Here is a 22693-nt window from a genome sequence, read left to right as displayed (position 1 = left end):
CGTTTATACACCCAAAACAATAAATATGTTAGACTCTATTATTCTCAGGGACGTTGCAACATATGATTCAACCGGAGTAGAAATCAACGACCTGAAAAAGATCAACTTTATCTACGGGGCAAATGGTTCCGGTAAAACAACCTTAACTAAGTTTGTGCACGACCCTGAAAATGAAAATTACCAGGATTGTAGCCTTACCTGGAAAAATAACCTTCCGGTTGAAACCCGGGTATACAATAAGGACTTTAGAGACAGGAACTTCGGGAAGGGCAAAATGGACGGTATTTTTACGCTGGGGCAGGCTACAAAAGAACAAATCCAGGCCATTGAATTAATGCAGGTTGAGCTATCGAAGCTTAAAGACGAAGAAATAACAAAAAACACCTCGCTGGAGCAACATGGCGAAGAAGAAGAAGAAGCCGAAGATGATTTTAAGGAGTCCATATGGCAAACTGCTTATAAAAAGTACGAACGTGATTTTAAGGAAGCATTTACCGGTTACATGCAAAAGGAAAAATTTAAAGACAAAATACTCTCTGAATTCCCAAAAACCGCTTCACAACCTGAAACCCATAATACCCTGAAGGAAAAGGCTAAAACAATCTTTGGGAAACCGCCGGTATCTATGCAGTTTATTACAAAAATGGATTTCAGCCGTGTGTTGGAAATTGAAAAAGATAAGATCTGGCAGAAAAAAATTATTGGGAAATCGGACGTTGGAATTGCAGGTTTAATCCAAATGTTAAATCTAAATGATTGGGTAAATGAAGGAAGGAGTTATTTGCAGGAAGACGAAACCTGCCCGTTTTGCCAACAACAAACCATTACCAAAGATTTCAGGAAGCAGCTGGAAAACTATTTTGACGAAACCTTTACGCATGATACTGCAACGGCAAAGGCCTGTGCAGAAGAATACAACAGGCTTGCACAAAACCTGTTAAACCACTTGTTTGAAATAGAAACAAGAGAAAAGGCAAACGAAGAAACAAAGCTGAATATCGAATCTTTCTCCGCTTTACTTAAAACATTAACAAGTCAGTTCGCAGCTAACAAAGAGTTGTTGAATAATAAAATAAAGGAACCCAGCAGAAGCATTGAACTGGTTGCTGTACAAGCGCAATTGGAAGGCATTGAGCAGTTGATTATACAATGTAATGCGGAAATAAAAAAGCACAATGACATTGTAGATGATTTTACTAATCAACGGAGTAAACTGGTAGAAGCAATCTGGAACTTCCTTATTGAAGAAAACAGGGTGGCCATTGAAGCCTTCAATAGAAAAGTTGCTAATATCCAAAAGCTCACCGGTGAAATTGAAAAACGGTTAAATGAATTAAGCGTTCAACATGCCACCCTGTCAAACGAAATAAAAGAAGCAAATAAGAATGTAACCAGCACACAGCCCTCTGTTGACGAGATCAATGGTATACTTAAGTCTTATGGTTTCCTCAATTTTGAAATAGTGCCTTCAAAAACAGAGCCCAACCAATACCAGATCCATAGACAAGACGGTACCATTGCCGAATCCACACTAAGCGAAGGTGAAACTACTTTCATTACATTCCTGTATTTCCTACAGCAGGCTAAAGGAAGCACACAACGGGAAAACATTACAGAAGAGCGGATTTTAGTAATTGATGATCCCATTTCCAGCCTGGATAGTAATGTGCTCTTTATAGTAAGCTCCCTGATAAAAGAGATCATCAAAGACATACATAAGAAAAAAGGTCCTATCAAACAGTTGATCCTACTCACCCATAATGTCTATTTCCACAAAGAGGTATCTTTTGTAAAAGATAAAAAGGGCCCAAACGCCAGGGAGAGAAGCTTCTGGGTTTTAAGGCGTAATAAAAATATATCCTCAATACAGGCATTTGGAACAGACAACCCAATTTTAAGCTCTTATGAACTACTATGGAAAGAGCTGGTTAACCGGGATCAAAATTCAGGCATCACCATTCAGAATACAATGAGAAGGATTCTTGAACATTATTTCAAAATACTGGGCGGACATAACGACGATAAAATAATTAAAAGCTTTGAAAACCACGAAGAACAGGAAATATGCAGATCCCTGATTTGCTGGCTCAACGACGGTTCACACGGCATAACGGATGATATCTATGTACAGCGCCTGGATGAAATCATCGATACCTATTTTGATGTCTTCCGGAAAATATTTCGTCAAATGGGACATGAAGAACATTACAATATGATGTTTCGCACACCAGCAACTGAGGAAACAGCAGCAACAAATAATTAACCTGAAATATGTCAATAACCATCACCTTCAACCATCTCCCGGTTATCAACTTTGCATTGCAGCAAAACCAGGTGCCGGTAGTAACTGAGTTAAGCATTACCAATAACTCAGAAGACGATTGGGAACAGGTTACCGTAGAAATAGTGTCAGAGCCGGATTTTATGGTAGCCTGGAGTCAAACCATTGGCGCCCTTAAGAAAGAAGAAACATGGTCCTTGAAGCACGTAGCTTTACATATTGCACCTGCTTATCTCGCCGCCCTCACAGAACGGATAGCAGGCAGTTTTATGCTTACGGTAAAGAAGGCCGGCCAGCAACTCTTTCAGGAACATTATCCGATAGCCTTATTAGCCTATGATCAATGGAATGGTATTAGCCTAATGCCGGAAATGCTGGCAGCATTTATCACACCCAACCATCCGGATATTCCAGGCATTATACGAAAGGCAGCAGGCATCCTGGAAAAATGGACCGGCAGCCCTTCCTTTGATGAATACCAGACCCGTAACCCCAACCGGGTACGAAAACAAATGGCAGCTATCTATGAAGCCATATCTGAGTTACAGCTCATCTATTGTTCCGTACCTGCCAGCTTTGAAGAAACCGGGCAACGGGTTCGCCTCACAGACGCTATTTTTGCCAATAAACTAGCCAATTGCCTGGATCTTTCCCTGTTATATGCAGCCTGCCTGGAAGCAGTAGGTATCCATCCTTTTGTAGTCGTTGTAAAAGGACATGCATTTACAGGCGCCTGGCTCATAGATGAGTCTTTTGCCGACACGGTGAACGATGATCCCTCCTTGCTAACCAAAAGAACAGCCAACGGCATCAGTGAAATCACACTGGTAGAAGCAACCTGTATGAATGCCGGGCAAAACACCGCTTTTGACGATGCCGTACGCGCCGCCGATCAGAAAATGCTGCACCAGGAAAATTTTATCCTGTTCATAGATGTAAAACGTGCCCGCTTTAGCAGCATTCGCCCACTGCCACTACGCATTGCCACACCCACGGGTTGGGAAATACAGGAAGAAGCCCTGACAGCAAGAACCAATATAAGCCCGGATGATATCACGGTAAGCGAATGTTTGCTGCAGGTAGAGAAAATAGAGGTAACAAAACAACGCCTGTGGGAACGCAAGCTGCTGGACCTCACCCTGCGTAATAGCCTGCTGAACACACGCATTACCAAAAGCGTAATTCAGTTTATGACCGTCCATATCGGGCAGTTGGAAGATGCCCTGGCCGACGGGGAAGAATTTCAGATACTGGCCAAACCCACAGATTGGGATCATGCCATACGTGATACAGGGTTATACAAAGCCTTACACCAATCTGATCCCGTTGCCGACCTGGTAAAACATGAACTAACACATAAACGTATCCGCACCCACCTGTCAGAAACAGAGTTACAGGCAGCATTAACCCATGTGTACCGTTCATCCCGCCTGGCATTGGAGGAAAATGGCGCCAATACTTTATACATAGGCCTGGGCATGTTGAAATGGTATGAAACCACCGCCAGCGAGCGGGCCCGGTATGCGCCCATTTTGCTGATCCCCGTTGAGATCATCCGTAAATCTGCACACAAAGGATATGTAATCCGCAGCCGGGAAGAAGAAACCATCACGAATATTACCTTGTTGGAAATGCTTCGCCAGGATTTTGGCATTACAATCGGGCTCGAAACACTTCCCAGGGATGAAAGTGGCGTAGATGTAAAAGCAGTCATGAACTATATCCGCCAGGCAGTAATGAGCCAGCCCCGCTGGGATGTGGAAGAACAGGCCATCCTGGGCACTTTCTCCTTTAGTAAATTTATACTCTGGAACGACATTCACCATAACGCTGCTGAATTATGTAAGAACAAACTGGTAGCCAGCCTCATGTCAGGTAAGTTGGAATGGAACGTAGGTACAGATACCTCTACAGCACAGATCCTTGATGGACAGTTACATCCCGCCCAGGTAGCATTGCCAATCAGCACAGACTCCTCACAGCTGCATGCCATTGTAAGCTCAGCCCAGGACAAAAGTTTTGTGTTGCACGGCCCTCCCGGCACAGGAAAGTCGCAAACCATTACCAATATTATCGCCAATGCCTTATATGCAGGTAAACGCGTGCTTTTTGTAGCCGCCAAGAAAGCCGCGCTGGAGGTAGTAGAAAGCAGGTTACAATCCATTGGTATTGCACCCTTTTGCCTGGAGCTCCATTCAAACAAAGCCAAAAAATCTTCGGTATTGGAGCAGCTCAAAGCAGCCACACAAATAACACAGAAATCCTCTCCCGAAAACTTTCAGCACGAAGCCGATCGTTTATTTGAACTGCGTAACGAACTGAATGTTTATGTAGATGCGCTGCATAAAAAACATCCGCTGGGTTATTCATTATTTGATCTGTTCACAGCCTATAGCCAGTTGCCCGCAGGCGAAGACCAGGTATATTTTCCGGCTGACATTCTCCGGAATATAACCCCCGCACAGCTTAGTACGTGGAAAGATTTAGCAGAAGAAATACAAAACACTGGTCTAATCATAGGTCACCCGCAGGGCCATCCCCTGTTGGCGCTTAATATGAGAGAATATAATACCCAGCTGAAACAACAGGCACGCCAGTTAATAGATGACTATTTGCAACAACTGGCAAAGTCTGTACAGGCAGCCATAACAGCAAATAACATCTTACAGCTGGAAGGCAGCTACCAGCAACCGGAACAGGAAGAAGCCATCATACAGCTGGCCAGCTTGCTCACTTCCCTGGAAAATACCCCTGCTTCATTATTGCAGGCAGATCCTTTGGAGCAAACACTGATGGAAGTCATACAGGTAGCAGCAAACGGCAAAAAGAGAGATGCCTTACGGGCAACCTTGTTAACCAATTGGCAAAAGGATCTTTTGAATTTTCAGGCCGCACAAACTTTGTCGGAATGGAATCTGGCATCGCACAAGTGGTTCCTTCCCCGTTGGCTTAAGCAAAAAGCCATCCTGAAAACCCTCAAAAGCATGTCGCTGACCGGGCAAGTCGATAAACAGGAAGTAACAGCAGTGCTGCAGAATATTATTGCCTATAGCGGAGAACAGGCAATCATAGATCAAACCAGGCACCTGCCGGCCACATTGGGTTTCCTTTGGAAAAATGGAGAATGTGAGTGGGATACCCTTATAAAAACCTGCGGGCAGCTGATTGAAACAAACCGTCTTGCAGGCAATATTACAGGTGTAAAACAGTTGAAAGAATGGCGTAACCGTATGGCAGGAGAATGGGCAGAAGGGAGTAAGGTCTATACTGCAGCACATGTAAGAAAACTAACAGAATATGCGGAATTACAGCAGCAAATAAAGCAAACAGAAGCTGGGCTACAGCAATTACTGGGCATAAGAAATACCGCAACACTGCATAACAATAGCCAGGATCGTAAAGCAGACCTGATCGCTACTGCACAACAGTGGCTGCAAAATATAGACGCACTCAAAGACTGGTACAATTGGACAAATGTAAGAGCGCGTGCACTGCAGGCAGGCCTGCAACCGCTGATAACTGCTTATGAAAACGGCAGCATCCAAAGTAAAGATCTTCTTCTTCAATACAATAAAGGCTTATACTCCTCGGCTGCCAATGGCATCATAGAACAAACACCGCAGCTGGCCATATTCAATGGCGACCTGTTTAGCGAAAAGATCAGGAAGTTCAGAACAATCAGCAAACAGTTTGAAACACTAACCAAAGAACAACTCTACGCCAGGCTCGCAGCAAAAATCCCCAACTTTACGCAGGAAGCCTCACAGAGCTCGGAGATCGGAATGCTGCAAAGAGCAATAAGAAATAACGGCCGCGCAATGTCCATCCGCAAGATCTTTGACAGCATTCCCAACCTGCTGCCCCGGCTTACCCCCTGCATGCTCATGAGCCCCATATCCGTAGCGCAATACTTTGACTGTAACAGCGTAAAATTTGACCTGGTTATTTTCGATGAAGCCTCACAAATGCCCACCTGCGAAGCAGTAGGCGCCATTGCCCGTGGCAGCAATGTAATTGTGGTGGGAGATCCCAAACAAATGCCACCAACCAGCTTTTTCTCCAACAATAATATAGATGAGGACAATATCGAAAAAGAGGATCTGGAAAGTATCCTGGACGATTGCCTTGCGCTTTCCATGCCATCACAGCACCTGTTATGGCATTACCGTAGTAAGCACGAAAGCCTGATTGCCTTTAGCAATGCAAAATATTATGAAAACAAGCTGCTGACATTCCCTTCAACAGATGATATTGCCAGCAAGGTGCAATTTGTGCCCGTTGATGGTTTCTACGATAAAGGAAAAACAAGACAGAACCACAATGAGGCAAAAGCCATTGTAAATGAAGTAATACGCCGCTTATCAGACCCGGTATTGGCAAAAAGAAGTATGGGCATTGTTACTTTCAGCGCCACACAGCAGATCCTAATAGACGATTTGCTGACAGAAGTTTTTGCAGCACGCCCGGAGCTGGAAAAAATTGCCCTGGAAACAGAAGAACCATTATTCATCAAAAACCTGGAAAATGTGCAGGGCGATGAAAGGGATATAATCTTGTTTTCTATTGGTTACGGACCGGACAAGGAAGGAAAAATAAGCCTGAACTTTGGCCCCATCAACCGGGATGGTGGCTGGCGAAGACTAAACGTAGCCGTTTCGCGTGCACGGTATGAAATGAAGGTTTTTTCCACTTTGCGTTCAGACCAGATCGATCTGAACCGTACAAGTGCAGAAGGTGTAGCCGGCCTTAAAGCATTCCTGGCCTATGCAGAAAAGGGTAAAACAGCATTACCCATACGCTCCCTGAATAAGCATAATGAGTCATTTTCGTTTGAAACAGTAATTGCTGAAGAGATCAAAAAACATGGTTATGATGTTCATACGCATATTGGTTGCTCAGCTTATAGGATAGACATAGGCATTGTTGATCCAAAGGATCCTTCAAAGTATGTCCTGGCAGTGCTCACAGACGGCAAGAACTATTATAATGCCACCACTTCTAAAGACCGTGAAATGATTCAGGTGGATGTATTGCACCAGTTGGGCTGGAAGGTGCACAAAATATGGTCTGTAGAATGGTGGGAGAACCCCGGCAAGGTACTCAACGGCATTATAGACGCAATAGATCATACCCACACTGCAACTACCAGCGAGCCCTCATTACAGGTTCAGGTAGCAACCACTATAAATAACGCACCGCAGCCATCTTTCACTCAACACCTTGTTACACCTTCGGCTGTTCCTTATCAGATTAGCCAGGTTAACCAGGTGATCACCTCATCATCAGAAGAGTTCCTGTTTCCTGAAAACCGGGGAAAGATCAAAGACCAGATATTTGATGTACTGGAAGCTGAATCCCCCATTAGTAAAAACCTTTTATGCAAACGCGTACTTGCTGCATGGGGCATTTCAAGAATGGGAACCAGGATCAACTTCCATTTTGAAGGTTTATTTAACCAGCTGGATATAGAGCAGACTACCTATGGAGATAAAACTTTCTTCTGGAAAAAAGGCCAGCAGGCAAAAGACTTTACAGTGTACAGGATTGCAGCTACAGAAGCGGCTAAAAGAGATGCCGATGATTTACCTCCGGAAGAAATTGCCACTGCGGTAAGAGAGATTTTAAAAAATCAGATTAGCCTTTCCCAACCGGATCTCATAAGAGAAGCCGCAAAGGCATTTGGATATGCAAGAATAGGCGCCAACGTTGAAAACGCTATGTTATTAGGCATCAACAAAGCCATTGACCATGGTTATGCAATGTGGAAAAACGATAGAATAGTTTATAATGAATAATGGAGGCCTAAAAACCTCCTCACTTCTCTCCCACCCCAATCACCGACAGCCCCACCAGATTCCCCACCACCTTATCCGCCACCCTAAACACCGGCACCAGCTTATTATAAAACTTCAGCTCCCCGGCCGGCAGCGTCTTTTTCCCCATCACGGTACCACTCCAGAACCAACCCAATATCCCCGCAAAATTAAAATGCCAGGTCCTCATCACTTTAAACCGTTGTGATTCCAGCAGCTTCCGCAAAGAGCTCCTGGTATATCTCCGGTAATGTTCCAGCTCCCGGTCAAACCCATTATAAAGCGCCTGGTACGCCGGCACTAATATAATCACCCTTCCACCCGGCGCCAGTAATTTATAACAATTCGCCAGCGCCAGCTGGTGGTCCAGTATATGCTCCACTACATTTAGTGCAAACACCGTATTAAATTTCCCGATCAGCTTCGGGTACGCACTTTCAATATCTGGGATAGCTAGGTCCAGGTGAAGCACATCTCTGATCAGCGGTTCCGCATCAAATTTTTTCTGCAGCATCCGGCAATAATCTGCACTATAATCGCTCACATGCAGCGGTATCCCGTTTTGTACAAAACAGCTGGATATATTACCAATGCCACTGCCAATTTCCAGTACCGCGCCTTTTACATAAGGCCGTATAGAATCAAACATCCATTGGTTCAGCCGGTCAGCAACGCTCAGGTTCTCAAGGGTCGACAAACCCACTTCCTGTGGTGTCATAGTCGTAGATGGGATCATATGCAGGAATTTATTTTTTAACAATACAATAGGATGCTGCCCCCCGTTCTGAAAGAGAGGCAGCAACTCCATGAAAAAAGGCAATCATCATATTTATGGCAGTGCCAGGTATATAGGTTGGTAGGTGCAGCAAAACGGGTTATCATTGCTTTCATTACAAAGATGCCCACAAACAACAGATCCGTCAGTAGACGTTCAGGCCACTTTCAGTAGACGATCAGGCCAAATTTCCGCCCTTCTCTAACCCATTAAAATAGTTTAGTTTTTAGATAGTAAAGTGGAATGCTCCCCGCCCTGCCAGAGGTAATTTTAGAGGTAATTTCACCTGTTACTGAGCACATCACGCAAATGAGCACGTCACACAAAGATGTATTAGAGATAACAGCCGCCAACTACATACCACCCGGGCTCAGTTCAATCTCTTTGGGATAGTACAAACAACGCACTGACCAGTATTACAAGTATGGACTTTCATATCACAATTATCACCAGGGCAACAGGTACAAAAGGTACAGGTCCTCACGCATTCAACCGCCGTACCACTACTTCCTCATTGAAGTACTGCATTGCGGGCAGGTCCGGGTTACGAACCTTAGGCCGGCGTGACACGACCCACAACGTCCCAAAGCCCTCCACCGCCCGTCCGCTTGAGCTGCCCCATAGCCATCCAAACAGGCGGGCGCAGTTCGTACCCGGACTTGCCTGCATGGCTATAAATGCTGAACGCTGAATGCCAAATGCCTAACGCTAAAAACACAAGGCATAAGGCAAGAACTGAAAACTCAAAACCAGAACTTATAAAATACAAAACCAAATTCCAGTGTCCTCATTCCGCAAAATATTCGCCTTTTTAAACCTTCTCCTCCTTGCAGCTGCGCTGCAAGCGCAAAACCTCAGCATCGTGATCTCCAAAAACGCTACCCCTATGGAAGATTACGCCGCCAAAGACCTGTCTCGTTACATCTACCAGCTCTCCGGCAAGCTCCCGGCCATCACCACCAGTGATAACAAAACCGATGGTTTTATCCTCGGCCGCCCCGGCAACCCGGTAATTGACCGCCTGATTTCAGAACAAAAGATAAAGCTCCCTAATGCCCCGCAAAGTTACCTGCTCAAAAAGCTCAAAGAGAACGGTAAAGAGGTGATAGTAATAGCTGCTAATGAAGAAGTAGGAGTGCTCTACGGCGTTTACGGCCTCCTGGAAGAACACCTCGGCGTAAGTTTCAGCTTCGATGGCGATGTACTTCCGGAAAAGAAACTCACCAACATACTCCCGGAAGTGAACGAAGAAAAAACACCCGCCGTGGAAGTACGCGGTTTCCTTCCCTGGACTAACTTCCCACAATCCGCTACCTCTTACTCCTGGGAAGACTGGAAATTCATCCTGGACCAGATGGCCCGAATGCGTTTGAACTTTCTGCACATCCATAACTACAATGGCGAAGCAGGGCATAATGAAATGTTCCACAACTTTGAGGTCAATGGAAAAATGTCCCGCGTATGGATGGCCACCGCCCGCACCGGCCATGCCTGGGGCTCCTTTCCGGGCGGAGAAGTAAACAAATACCCCTTTGGATCTTCAGACTTATTTGATGATTACGACTTCGGCGCCGACTGTGCCCTGCACAATGAAAAGCTCAGTAATAAACAGGTATTCCGCAAAGGCGTGAACGAGTTCCAGCGTGTAATTGAATACGCCCACCGCCGCGGTATCCGCATAGGCCTGGGCCTGGATATCGATTTGATCCCGGAAGCTTATGGTCTGCAGCCCGATGATCCCAAGGTAGTAGAAGCCCGCGTAAAGCAGATTACCACCGATTATCCCAATCTCGATTATGTGCTCTGCTTTCAGTCAGAAGGTATTGCAAAAGATAAAGCCAAATGGCAAAAATGGCGTACCATCTTCGATGGTTTTTACAATGGATTAAAGAAAGCCACGCCCAATACCCGGGTAGCCGTTTCTGGCTGGGGCCTGGAACCAGAGAACACCGCCACCCTGCCCAAAGATGTGATCTGTGCACCCATCTCTTATTACTCAGATGGTTTTGAAAGCGGCACTATTTACGATCAGCGCGAGTACTGGGGCTGTCCCTGGCTGGAAAGAGATTTTAACAGCTCTGTATACTATTATCCCTATAACATGGACCTCTCTAATACCATTAAAGCATGGAAAGAGCGTGCCCCTAATATGAAAGGTTTTTACTCCCTCACCTGGCGCATTACCGATGCGGTGAAAGCCAAAATGTGGTATATCTCCAGAGCGCCCTGGGATGATAAGAACGAACTAAAGGATTCCAGGACCGTGTACGGTCGTTTTGCAGAGCAGCAGTATGGCAACGCTGCTGCTACTGCAATAACGCCCATTATTAATGAAAATGAGCCCTACGCCAGTAACTTCAGCGAGTGCCGCAGCACGCCGCCCTTCCGCGTAGGCGATGTCGAAAATAATGAGAGTTACCTTTTCAACGTACTCTCCTTCCGACTCACAGGAGAAGGCACACAGGAATTCTTCACCCCCGCAGTAAATTATACGCAGAACAATGTAGTACGCACAGTAGCTATTTCATCAGACAGCAGCTGCGTGGCTTACATCCGCAAAGGCTCCTGGACAGCCTACAGGGAACAGGAATTTGATCCCAAATGGACCCGGTTCAAAGCGCGGGTAGCCTCCATGGGCAGCGGTGGCCGTATAGAGATCCGCCTGAACGCACCGGATGGCCCTAAGATCGGCGAAGCTCTGGTACAACCTACCGGCGATTGGGTAAACTGGACAGATGTACAAACAAACATAACACCTGCACCCGGTAAGCACTCCATTTACCTGGTATACCGCGAGCCCGATGCTGCCCAGACCTATAAAGCCGATATAACAATGGCGCAGGCTGAGCTAAGCAAAGCAAAAGACCAGCTCTCCACGCTGGATAACACTATTAATGCAACAACCAATCCCGGGCAGCAATACCGCCTTAAACTCCTGCGCAGCCGTATTGGTGCAGAACAGGATCACATTCAGCTGAACCTGCATTTTAACGAAGCCAAATGGAACATTACACCGGTGGCTGCCTCCTGGGTACGCAACTTCAACAGCCGCGTAACAGATCTTTCTTCATTAGGCAACGTGGTAAGTATGCAGAACCGTTTTATCCAGAAGAATTATTTACCTGAAATAAACAGGCGCCTGCTCAACACATACGGCGCACCTGCACCCGAAAACCTACAGGTAAAAGGTACCCGTGATGGCGCCATCCTTACCTGGGAAATGAACCACCCCGGTTCAAGAGGATTTGTAGTTTTCCGTAATGGAGAACGTATTACAGAAAACACTTTACCCGCAGATGCCCGCCGCTATGAAGACAAAACCTCCAGCGCCGCTAAATATGAAGTGATCAGTGTACGTTGGGACGATATGGGCTCCACCCCTTCTGTGGCCGCCAGCTGCGAAGCCGGTACAGCCGACAAAACAGCCCCGCAGATCGTAGTAATATCTGCGCCCACATCCGCACTGGCCGGTCAGCCGGTTTGGATCAAAGCAAGATTGCTTGATAACCGTGTATATGATCTGCTAAATGCAAATCTCTATTATCGTAAACCCGGTACAAAAGAATGGCATCAGCTAAATATGACGCGCAAAGTAAAAGCCATTTTCACCGCGATAATCCCTGCAGACCAAATAGGCCCGGAAGGACTGGAATACTATATTGCAGCAATTGACGGCGATAACAAATCTATGTTCCCTGCAGATGCCCCTTCGCAGCCGCTCTCTTTAATGCAGGAAAAGCTCACTGTCACAGCCGCATCCCTCATAGCACCGGAGCTGCAATCGCAACAACAATCCTTTAAATGGCAACCGGTAACCAACGCATCTTACTACCACATCTATCGTTCGCAGGATAAGGACTTCACACCCGGCCCGGAAAACTTCCTAACCTACATCGCCGCAGACGCAGCCCTCACCTTCACCGACAACGGTGAAGACCTGCTGGCCCAGCCCCTGCAAGGCGCCTGGTACTATCGCGTCACCGCCCTGGATGCTCACGGCTACGAAGGCCCGGCCTCCACATCCATCAACCCCTCCCAACCTTAAGATCATAACCCCCTCTGGTATTGTCATTAAAAGTGAAGCGTCCCGATAACAAGTTTATCGGGACGCTTTTTAATTATTCAATAATAGTGTGCAATCACCCCATTTGGCAGCAAGCTTTCATACGCCTGCAAATGTTTCCGCAGTCCAACCGCTTCCTCTGGCCGTACCGCAAAAAAAGAAACACTATCATCCGCACAAATAACATTAGACCTTAACTGCCAGGATCCTACTTTATTCCAGTTCTGCCACACGCCCTGCGGAATATACCGCTCAAATATCACAGCTATCCTTATACTATCCTTTTGCGTTAGCTGCTCAATATACCCCGGGGAATAATACCCATTCTTAATACTCTTTGTAATCTCATAGCTGCCCAGCCCCCAAAGGTCCAGGTTCCCGCCCCTGGTAAAATAAGAGGCAGCGCCTATATCATTAAAGGCAACAGGCGTGTTATAATAATACTTCCCTAAAAAAAGCCCCATCTGGTATTGCTGCTGGTAAATATTCACGCTGGCCGGGTGCACCAGCGTAAGGGCATCCCTGCTTCTTAAAAGGATAGGAATAACTAATATAAAACCCACAAAGATCAACAGCCATTTCGCCTGCGCAAACAACAACGATAATGCCTGCTTCCCATAACGGAATAACAATACACCGCTTACAATAGCCCCATTAGCTATCAGGTAAGCCTCATAACGGGGGAATCGCGTTCTGCCAGTTAGCAGCAGATAGCAGAGCGTAGCAAGGGTTAACAATATTATCATATACCGGTATTTAATAGCCGGTATGGCCGGGCGGCAAAACAGATAGGTCAATGGTAATATCAGTAACAAACGTTGGGGGGCTGCTGTAGCATAAAAGCCGGTCGAAATAGAGAGCTTATTATACAGGTCATCAAAAAAGAAATTGATCATACCATCTATAGTCAGCGGCGGCGCACCAGACTTCAGCAATACAGAATTAGGTATAGCATAACTGCCATGGTACTGTGCATAAGCCCCGAAAATAATAATAGGTAATACAGAAACTACTACCAGCTTCACTGCAGTCAGCATCCGGCCCTCAAAGAACGCGATCAAACCCGCAATCCCTATCAGCACAGCCCCCTCATACCTGGTAGCGGTTAGCAAAAAACCATATGCATACAGCTGCCAGGAAAAACCACGTTTTCCGGTTTCAACCTGCGCAGCCAGTTCCTCCGAAAACCTTGTCACAAAAAGAAAGCAGAACCAGATCTGTAACATATGTTCCATGCCGCACATAACAATGACAGTTAGCGGCGTTACCAGTATTACCACCAGTAATATGCTTAATTGCGCAACAGGCCCCAGCTCCTGCCGCACAAGCCATTTGTGCAGCGCTACCAGGAACAATAAACCGGTAAGCAGGTTAATTATAAATGGAATAATAGTATGTGCGCCAAATATTTTTAAGGTTCCAGCCAGCAATAAAGGGTAAAGGACAGAAGAAGAAGCAGAAGTAAATCCCTGTGGCGAGATGCCCCATACATGATAAAAGGCAATGTTCCTGGCAATGGCTAAGTGAATATAAACATCATCCAGCGGATAAGAGAATACGCCATTGGTATTTAGCATAATGGCATACTCCATAACAAATATAAGAAGTAAGAACGTGGCCAGCGTTATCCATAGGGCATGTTTGCTGCTCATATCGCAGGGGGTTTGTTTAAAAATAACGCCCCTTCATGCGATGCACATGCAGTTTACAAAATTATGATCTTATCTATCGGTATCTTACCATAAACAGTTTGCACACTCGCTTTACGGTTCTTATAAACAACATTCCCAAACCCGCTTGCGGTAGATAAAAAACTGGTAAAATCCCCAACCCTTGAATCTACGTAAAGTATCTTATCCACCGCATCATAACGCACCCCTGTTAATGCCTGCAGCAATGCGTAGCTGGATAACGCCCGCGCATACCAGTGCCCGCATTCATATTCATCAAATGGATTACGTATCCGCCCGTCATAACGATTACGGCAGGTACGCACAATATCTAACCCCTCCTTTACCTTACCCATCATGATCAAATGGCTGGCCACTTCATATTCAATCCCCGTCCACACTTCATTGGAATACACAAAAGGTAAGGCCAGTTTATCGCCTTTAGGCCAGGTACAAAGCAATAGTCCTCCCTCCTTGCCCATAGCAAAAGTGGGGCGTTGCGGATTGGAGAAGTCTGTAAGGTCTTTTTTGAGATTATACTTGTACACAGCCTGCAAATGGCTCCGGATCTTTACTGTATCAAATGGCGCCGGCAAACCGCATACATAGGCTAGCCAGGCGCCTATCACGCCATCACTCAGGCACCCGCCCCCATATTGATATTTAGGGCCTTCCTTTTCCAATAATTGCTCCGCTTCAGGTGAATACCTTTCACTTTCTTCACTACTACCGCCCGCGGCTACAACTGGGTTAGGCGCCTGTAGGCCTTCCCATTTCACCTGCTGAATAAAATATTCCCCGTTATAAAGCTGTGTTTCCAGGTAGGTCCTCCCACTTTGCAACAAAGGCTGATACGCACTTACATCCTCTTGCAAAAAAGTGCCCATTCGTATCATAGCATCTAATGCGCCCAGGTAAATACTGCTGCACATGCCATCCGGTCCCCAAAATTCTATATCATATGTGTTGTGATGGGGCTCTTCCAGAACGCCTTTATGTTTTGGGTCCCAGGTACTAATGCAATAGTCCAGGCTGCGTTTTAATTTAGGATACAAGCCCCGCAGCCACTCATGGTCCGCACTAATGCGCCAGTCCCGGTACACCCGCATAATGCTGCCCAGCTGCCCGTCAGCAGCAGGAAAATAATACTGGTGCCCTGCAGGCCGTATCGGCAGCGAAGCGCGGTAGTTCTGATGGCCCACAGAATCCATGCTTTCATTATACTCTGTATTCCGGATAGTACGCTCCATGGCTGGGAACAAATGTGGCAGCGCCTGCGCGTAATTCCACACATGTGTGCAGGTGCCGGTACAGCTGCCCATTTCATCATTACAGCCTTCCCATCCCCAGAAACGGCCATCATATTGCCTTAACACCGTAGGCGATTTTAAGATAGTAAGATTAGCCGCAATAGCTTCCAGCACTTCAGCCGGCAGCGTGCTTTTATAAAAAGCTTCCGTAAATAAACGGCTCTTTTGCCGCAGGCTGTCGTAATGTTCCTGCCAGTATTCAGCTACAGCAAAAACATCCCCGAACCTGCTGCTATACCAGGGTTTATGATATATAGATGGGAGATCTGCCGATGCGTCCCGCACCGTGCTGTCAGCAGTTTTTTTTACCGGTAGCCCATAACGTAAACGGCTATTGGGTACATACCAGGCCATCATCACCCGGATCGTTCTCTCCTGCCCGGGTCCCAGTTTAAAAGGTACAAACACAGACGCCCCCGGCGCATCCTTCGCCACAGGCGCCACTGCCTTTACCTGGCCGGCTTCAATATTATTCCATGCCATGGAAAGCGGGTCCCACCAGCCACCCCGGAACCAGCAATGATCGGTAACCGTTTCTGCTGCATCCGTAAAAATGGCAAAGCTGCCTTTCTGAAAAGGCGCTTTAGGGGTGCTGTCCTGTGTAAGCACAAACCCGTTCTTAATAGATAGTATATGGTTAGGGCCAATAGTACTGTCATACGCTCCCGGCCTTTGAGGAATAGCCATAAAGTTGCGGGCGTTATAGGAAAACACGTACTCCTGCACCTTACCGCTGGTATTTTTAAACCGGTATTCCAGCGCACCCAGGGGCAGGCTGGAATTATCTTCATCCGTAGGAATAAAAGGGCTCCAGCCGGTGATCTGTACTTCCAGCGGCAGCATTTTATCCTGCAACGTCACCTCTCCAAAAGGAAACCGTGCAAGAAAGCTGGCTTCCCTGAACCTGGCCAGTCCATACGTGCTGCCTTCTGCACCCCTTGCTGCATTTCTTTGCCCGAATTTCTTCCATCCAGGCACAGGCCCTTCCAGCACCTTGGCGCTGTTAGGAACACCTTTCAGCGCAATAGCCGCAAACATAGCAGGTTCATTATACATATCAGGGTTATTCCGTACGGACATATGGGAAACAGCCCCCGTCCCCTCCAAACAAAACATCCCCGCTCCCATGCCGCCAATAGGAAAAGCTACCTGTTGCAGGTATTCTCCTTTATACACATCATTATAATGACGGTTAACTGATTGTGCTTGTAGTGTGAAAGATCCTGTTATCCAGGTTAGAACAATTAACAGGAGAGGTTTAATGTACATGACAGGAGTGTGTTATTAGCAGTTCATTGTAAGATCCGGTAACCGGTTTGCTCCGGGTAAAGGCACCGTAGTAAGAAGTGAATAATGCCGCCGTTACCCGTTGTAAGCGCCGCAGATGGCAGGGCATCCTCATTGGCGATCCAGTAACAATATCCCCGGTCTGTAAAGTTGCGTGAATGCAGCAGGAGGTTGGCGATCCAGTTAGCCCGCAGCTTCCATTCATTTGTTTTAAAAACCCGGAATGCTTCAAGATATAGTTCACCAAGTCCGGCCAGTCCTCCGCTTTGAGTATAGTTATCATTCAGGATAAGTTTGGGATAACTGCTCAATGCATCTTCAGCTGCCTTTTTAAACCTCGGCATTTTAAACACTTCATAAGCCTTTATAAAGGTTAAGATGCACCCACCTACTTCATCTACAGTTTTTTTATCATATTGTACTATTCCTGTAAAACGTTTTTTCCTGCACAGGTCTCGGAGCTCATGGGTTTGCCGGCCTATCCAGTCCAGGGATCTCAGCGCTGCCTGCGCTGCTTTATCATCCCCGTATTTTTCAACATAGTCTAATAAAAACCAGGTGATGCCCGTAGTGCCGGCCGCAAAACTGATATCAGGTAACCAGCACCCCTCCTTTTGTTGTAACATCTCAATAAACCTTACCTTATTTCTAAGCAATTGGGCAAACGTGTCTTTATCAAGATAGTTGCGGCATAAGTTCAGGGCTATCCCCTGCCCCGCGGCGCCACTGTTCATATCAGGTGATGTGCTGTGCAGGTCCAGGGCACGCAGAATATAATCCCGGTATTCATGGGTATCCGGTATCAGCCCGCCCTTTATGCCCTCTGAAAATGCCAGCGCCACCCCCGCCGCGCCTTTCCACAACCCGGGGTCATTACCCAAAGCACCCTGCTTCACAAATTCAAGTACCCGGTAATAAGGCGTTACAGATCCTGTTACATCAATATTATTTTTCCTGAGCCTGGCCAGTAAATAAAGTACCCCCGCAATACCATCACTCAGCCCCAGGCTGTTGCTATTGGCCTGCTCGCGCTGCAATGCATACAAAGAACTTACTAAGCCCCTGGAAGCCCGGTTTAATACTGCGCTAAGCTGGTCCCGGTATTCATTAGTGCATTGAAAAGAATAGATCGTGTAGCCGGAGAGCTCCATTTCCGCCTGGTATCTTTCTATAACAGCACTTATTGTTTCCAGGCCTGGCCGATGTGCAGGATCATCATCCAAACACTGTACAATAAGATCGGCAATAGGTTTACTGCCCGTTAAAAAACAAAGGTCCTGGGCAAGATCAGTGGTATAATGATGTGTAAATTTCGTAGGGTTTAAACCGGTAAATAAAGCGATCATCAAAGCTCCTAAACCATAAACATCTTCTTTATCCGTGGGGGCCGGCCCCGGCCTTTTGCTTACTCTAGGCCAGGCCATGCCTGCATTAATAAAGTACACCCGCTTGCGCCGGTCAATAAAAATGCTATTGGCAGAAAGGCTGCGATGTATATACCCTTTCCTGTGAAAACGCCCGGTAATGGCAATAATATTCAGTAAAATATGGATCAGGTCTTTCTTTACCACCGGGTTTAATTCATACCAGCTTTCATTCCGGAAGTTTACTTTTTGCAGATAGTTAGCCAGGGAAATGCCTTTAATAAATTCCAGTACAAGATAACAGGTATCTCCCTCACAAAAATAATCAATGCATTTAGGCACATATTCCTGCGCCGCATATACCTTATGTACATGCGCCTGCCATTTTAAGGAAGATGAGATAGCGTTTGCCGTTTTCACAATACATCGCCTAGTCCGGAAAAATCGGTCCCTGTAAACACCTTTAAACACCTCCTTTTTTACAATGGATATAAGCCGGTATCGCTTATTCAGTACGCTTTTATAAGTCTGCATGAAATGGTTATTGTGGGGCACGTGTCCTGTTCTCAAAATACCGCAGCTCGTCGATCAACAACAACGTGAACGTTAAACAAATGAACATGGGGAATACCTGGTAACGGATCACAATAATGTTGGCAAATATGCTGAAACCCAGGTTCAGCAGTACAAACACGCCTATAAGAATCGCACACTGTTTGAAACGGGGATCCGCATTCCTGAAATACTTTGGTTGCACAAAATGAAAATATCCAATGAAAATGCACAGGTTCAGAATGCAGAATAGGGTAGGATACAAAAACAGCAGTATTCCCTGGAATTGCTTAGGCAGGGCAACCGGCAGTTTCGTGCTCTCTAAGTGAAACCATTCCTGCACAATAGGCACCGTTTCATCAAAGCCCAGGTTATAGACCTCCAGTTTTTCCAGCGGCGGAAAAAAGTAATTCATGGTATTCACCCCCATATAATACCGGACGAAGGCTACCGGATGCTGTTTTACCAGCGATAACCCAAATTCCTTAAACACAGGCGATACCTTTCCCCAGGCCACTACGCTTTCATAACCGGTTGTAGGCTGGTAATGCCGCGACATATACTGTTTCAACGGCGCATTAGGCTGGCGTATAAAATAATTGGCCACATAAGCAGGCAGGTTCCGCTCATGTGGAGGTGTTTCCTTAAAGAACTGTATGGCTATCCGGTTAAGTTCCCTCACTTCAGGAGAGCTCATTTTTGTACTATCCGCATTAATATGCTCATACATGTACAGTGCATTATTGCCCCATTGCCACCCGCCAAGAATAGGCGGGAACTGCGCCGTGCCCGTCATCTTTTCAGAAGCATTCAGGCAATAAAAGATAAAAGGAATAATTAGCAGGGGACCAATTACAATGCCCACCACCTTTCTCCAAAGCGCCTGCCGGGAAAACAAAAAAGCAATAGCAGTTATTACCGGGTAAAACAATGCATTATACCTGAAAGTAAATGCTATAAAGAATAAAATAGCCTGGAAAAAGATCTGGTACAACTGGGGCTTATGCATGATCCACATCAGCTGGCTTACCCACACAAGGCTCATCGATATGAATAGCGCATCACTGGTTACATAGTTCGCAATATAAAACTGTAGTGGATTAAAGAACAGGAATAAAATAAGTATGATCCGGGTGTACTTCCGGGCAGTATAAAAATAAGTAACCGTGTAATAAAAGTACAGGGAAGAAGTTACAAGGCTAAAATATTGAAAAGTTATTAAGGCAAGATGAGAATACGTGATCCAGTGAAAAACCGCCAGGAACTTAGAATAACCAATAGGCCATATATTAACGCCCAGCCCCTCCTGCGCAGCAAAAATATAACTCCAGCTATCGGAAAAAAAATCCGGAAAGGGATACAACACTTTAAAAATAATGAACTCCACTGTGGCACAAGCCAGCAGGGTTAAAAGCAAAGTTCTGTTCCGTTTATGCCGGAAAACAAAATCTGCAAAAGCATTATTAGCCGTTCCGCCGGTGCTGATATTTACAGGGAGGGCGCCTGTTATATAACTTTGTGTATTCATAGAGTGGGCCGGGTTTGAGCATGAGGGAAGATGCTTAATAAAACTTGTAAGTCCTTATAAAGATCGCCCGAATAACTTAGGGCCCTGATGTACCAATAGGCCATTGTCAGTAGACAATCAGGCCAATTTATTACTTAATCCCCGCTACCGCCAACTCCAAAAATTCCCTATATTACCTCCTCACTTTTCAAACCCAACGGAACAAATGCCACGTAATCGCACTCATTTCTGTCTGTTATTAAGCAGTATCTTATTCCAATGTAGTCTTGCCTGCGCGCAATCGCCTACCCTGCAAACCCGCTGGGCAAAGGATGTTCACGCCACGGCCATTCCCCTCCCGGAATACCCCCGCCCGCAGTTGGTGCGCAATGCATGGCTGAACCTGAACGGTCCCTGGCAGTACGCCATTGCGCCCATGTCCCAGCAAACGCCGCCCGCATCTTATGCAGGCAACATCCTGGTGCCTTACCCGGTAGAGTCGCAGCTTTCCGGCGTTACCAAAACAGTAGGCAAAGACCAGGTGCTGTGGTATAAAAGAACCTTCACTCTCCCGGCAAACTATAAGAACAAGAACCTGTTATTACATTTCGGCGCAGCCGACTGGCAGGCGGATGTTTTTGTGAACGGCCAACTTGCCGGCACGCACAAAGGCGGTTACGATCCCTTCTCTTTTAACATCACCTCCCTGTTAAAGAAAAGCGGCCCGCAGGAAATTGTGGTACGCATCTGGGACCCAACGGATGATGGTCCCCAGCCCCGCGGCAAACAGGTGAAGAAACCCTCCGGCATCTGGTACACACCTGTTACCGGCATCTGGCAAACTGTATGGATAGAGCCCGTAGCACCCGCCTACATTGCTTCCCTGAAACCCACGCCAGACATCGACAAACAATCCTTACAGCTCAGTGTAAATGCACCTAACCTGTTACCCGGCGATGCCATAAAAGTAACCGCCCTGGATGGCGCCCAACAGGTAGCAGAACAAACCATTAATAACGGTACCAGCACTACGTTAAATATACCGCAGCCCAAACTCTGGTCACCGGAACATCCCTTCCTGTATAACCTGCAGGTAACAATTGTGCGCAAAGGCAAAGTGATAGACGAAGTGAAAAGTTATTTCGCCATGCGCAAGATCTCCATGGCGCCGGATGAAAAAGGCATTCAGCGTATGCTGCTCAACAACAAATTTGTATTCCAGTTCGGCCCCTTAGACCAGGGCTGGTGGCCTGACGGCTTGTACACCGCACCCACTGATGCCGCGCTCTTATACGATCTTACACAAACCAAAGCCATGGGCTTTAACATGATCCGCAAACACGTAAAGGTAGAACCAGCCCGCTGGTACCGTTACGCAGATTCATTAGGCATCCTGGTTTGGCAGGATATGCCCAGCGGTGACCTGGGTAACCATTGGGAGAACCGCCCCGGTGTACTGGGCCGCGCCACAGATCAGAAAAGGGACAACATCTCAGAGAGCATTTACCGTACAGAATGGAAAGCCATCATGGATGCCCTCCATCCTTTCTCCTGCATAGTGGTATGGGGGCCCTTTAATGAAGCCTGGGGCCAGTTCAAAACAGAAGAGATCACCAAATGGACCATGCAGCAGGATCCCTCCCGCCTGGTGAACAGCGCCAGCGGCGGCAACTTTTACCCGGTAGGTCACATGATAGACCTGCACAGCTATCCTGATCCTGCCATGCCCCGCCCGGACCTCTTCGGCAAACAACAGGCACTGGTGTTAGGCGAATTTGGCGGATTGGGACTTCCCCTGCCCGGCCATACCTGGCAGCAAAAGGATAACTGGGGTTATCAGAGCTTTAAGAATGCAGACGACCTGTTTGATGTGTACAAACGTTTTTGTGAAAGACTGAAAACGCTCATTCCCGAAGGCCTTTCCGCCGCCGTATATACCCAAACCACTGATGTGGAAATGGAAGTGAACGGCCTCATGACCTACGACCGTGAAGTAACAAAAGTACCGGCAGAAAAGCTGAAAGCAATACAGGAACCGCTTACAAAGGAGTAAAACATTTATAACACAAAC

General features: G+C 46.6%; 9 protein-coding genes. 4 read left to right on the top strand and 5 right to left on the bottom strand.

Translation table 11 applies throughout. The features are described from left to right. Window positions 1–25 precede the first annotated feature (25 nt). A complete protein-coding gene (locus KVT36_RS04645; RefSeq protein ID WP_217602334.1) occupies window positions 26–2263 on the top strand; it encodes an AAA family ATPase in 2238 nt (745 codons plus the stop codon). 8 nt (window positions 2264–2271) lie between these two features. Beyond that, window positions 2272–8076, top strand: coding sequence for a DUF3320 domain-containing protein (locus KVT36_RS04640; RefSeq protein WP_217602333.1), 5805 nt, complete (start codon window positions 2272–2274; stop codon window positions 8074–8076). 19 nt (window positions 8077–8095) lie between these two features. Here the strand turns inward: KVT36_RS04640 and KVT36_RS04635 are convergent, their stop codons facing one another. Beyond that, on the bottom strand, window positions 8096–8830 hold the full coding sequence (locus tag KVT36_RS04635; protein ID WP_217602332.1) for a bifunctional 2-polyprenyl-6-hydroxyphenol methylase/3-demethylubiquinol 3-O-methyltransferase UbiG: 735 nt from the start codon (window positions 8828–8830) through the stop codon (window positions 8096–8098). A gap of 820 nt (window positions 8831–9650) precedes the next feature. On the opposite strand from KVT36_RS04635, the gene KVT36_RS04630 reads away from it, so the two are divergent. Further along, window positions 9651–12914 (top strand): carbohydrate-binding protein, encoded by a 3264-nt coding sequence (locus tag KVT36_RS04630; protein WP_368669997.1) that lies wholly within the window; start codon window positions 9651–9653, stop codon window positions 12912–12914. 77 nt (window positions 12915–12991) lie between these two features. Here the strand turns inward: KVT36_RS04630 and KVT36_RS04625 are convergent, their stop codons facing one another. From KVT36_RS04625 to KVT36_RS04610, 4 genes are all read right to left on the bottom strand, one after another. After that, the gene (locus KVT36_RS04625; protein WP_217602330.1) at window positions 12992–14584 is read right to left on the bottom strand and encodes a hypothetical protein; all 1593 of its coding nucleotides are present in this window, start codon (window positions 14582–14584) and stop codon (window positions 12992–12994) included. 53 nt (window positions 14585–14637) lie between these two features. Beyond that, window positions 14638–17088 (bottom strand): GH116 family glycosyl hydrolase, encoded by a 2451-nt coding sequence (locus KVT36_RS04620; RefSeq protein ID WP_368669996.1) that lies wholly within the window; start codon window positions 17086–17088, stop codon window positions 14638–14640. A 116-nt stretch (window positions 17089–17204) separates the two neighbouring features. Continuing rightward, a complete protein-coding gene (locus tag KVT36_RS04615) occupies window positions 17205–19097 on the bottom strand; it encodes a lanthionine synthetase LanC family protein (protein ID WP_217602328.1) in 1893 nt (630 codons plus the stop codon). A gap of 7 nt (window positions 19098–19104) precedes the next feature. Then, window positions 19105–20643 (bottom strand): hypothetical protein, encoded by a 1539-nt coding sequence (locus KVT36_RS04610; RefSeq protein WP_217602327.1) that lies wholly within the window; start codon window positions 20641–20643, stop codon window positions 19105–19107. Window positions 20644–20848: 205 nt separating this feature from the next. Here KVT36_RS04610 and KVT36_RS04605 point away from each other — a divergent pair, with 205 nt between their 5' ends. Continuing rightward, window positions 20849–22675 carry a glycoside hydrolase family 2 protein gene (locus KVT36_RS04605; protein ID WP_217602326.1) on the top strand — a complete coding sequence of 609 codons (1827 nt, stop codon included), beginning with the start codon at window positions 20849–20851 and terminating at the stop codon, window positions 22673–22675. Window positions 22676–22693 lie beyond the last annotated feature (18 nt).

Source organism: Chitinophaga sp. GbtcB8 (genome assembly GCF_019091455.1).
Taxonomy (GTDB): Bacteria; Bacteroidota; Bacteroidia; order Chitinophagales; family Chitinophagaceae; genus Chitinophaga.
Note: the sequence above shows the minus strand (reverse complement) of the source record. Positions and strands in the feature narration are given on the sequence as shown.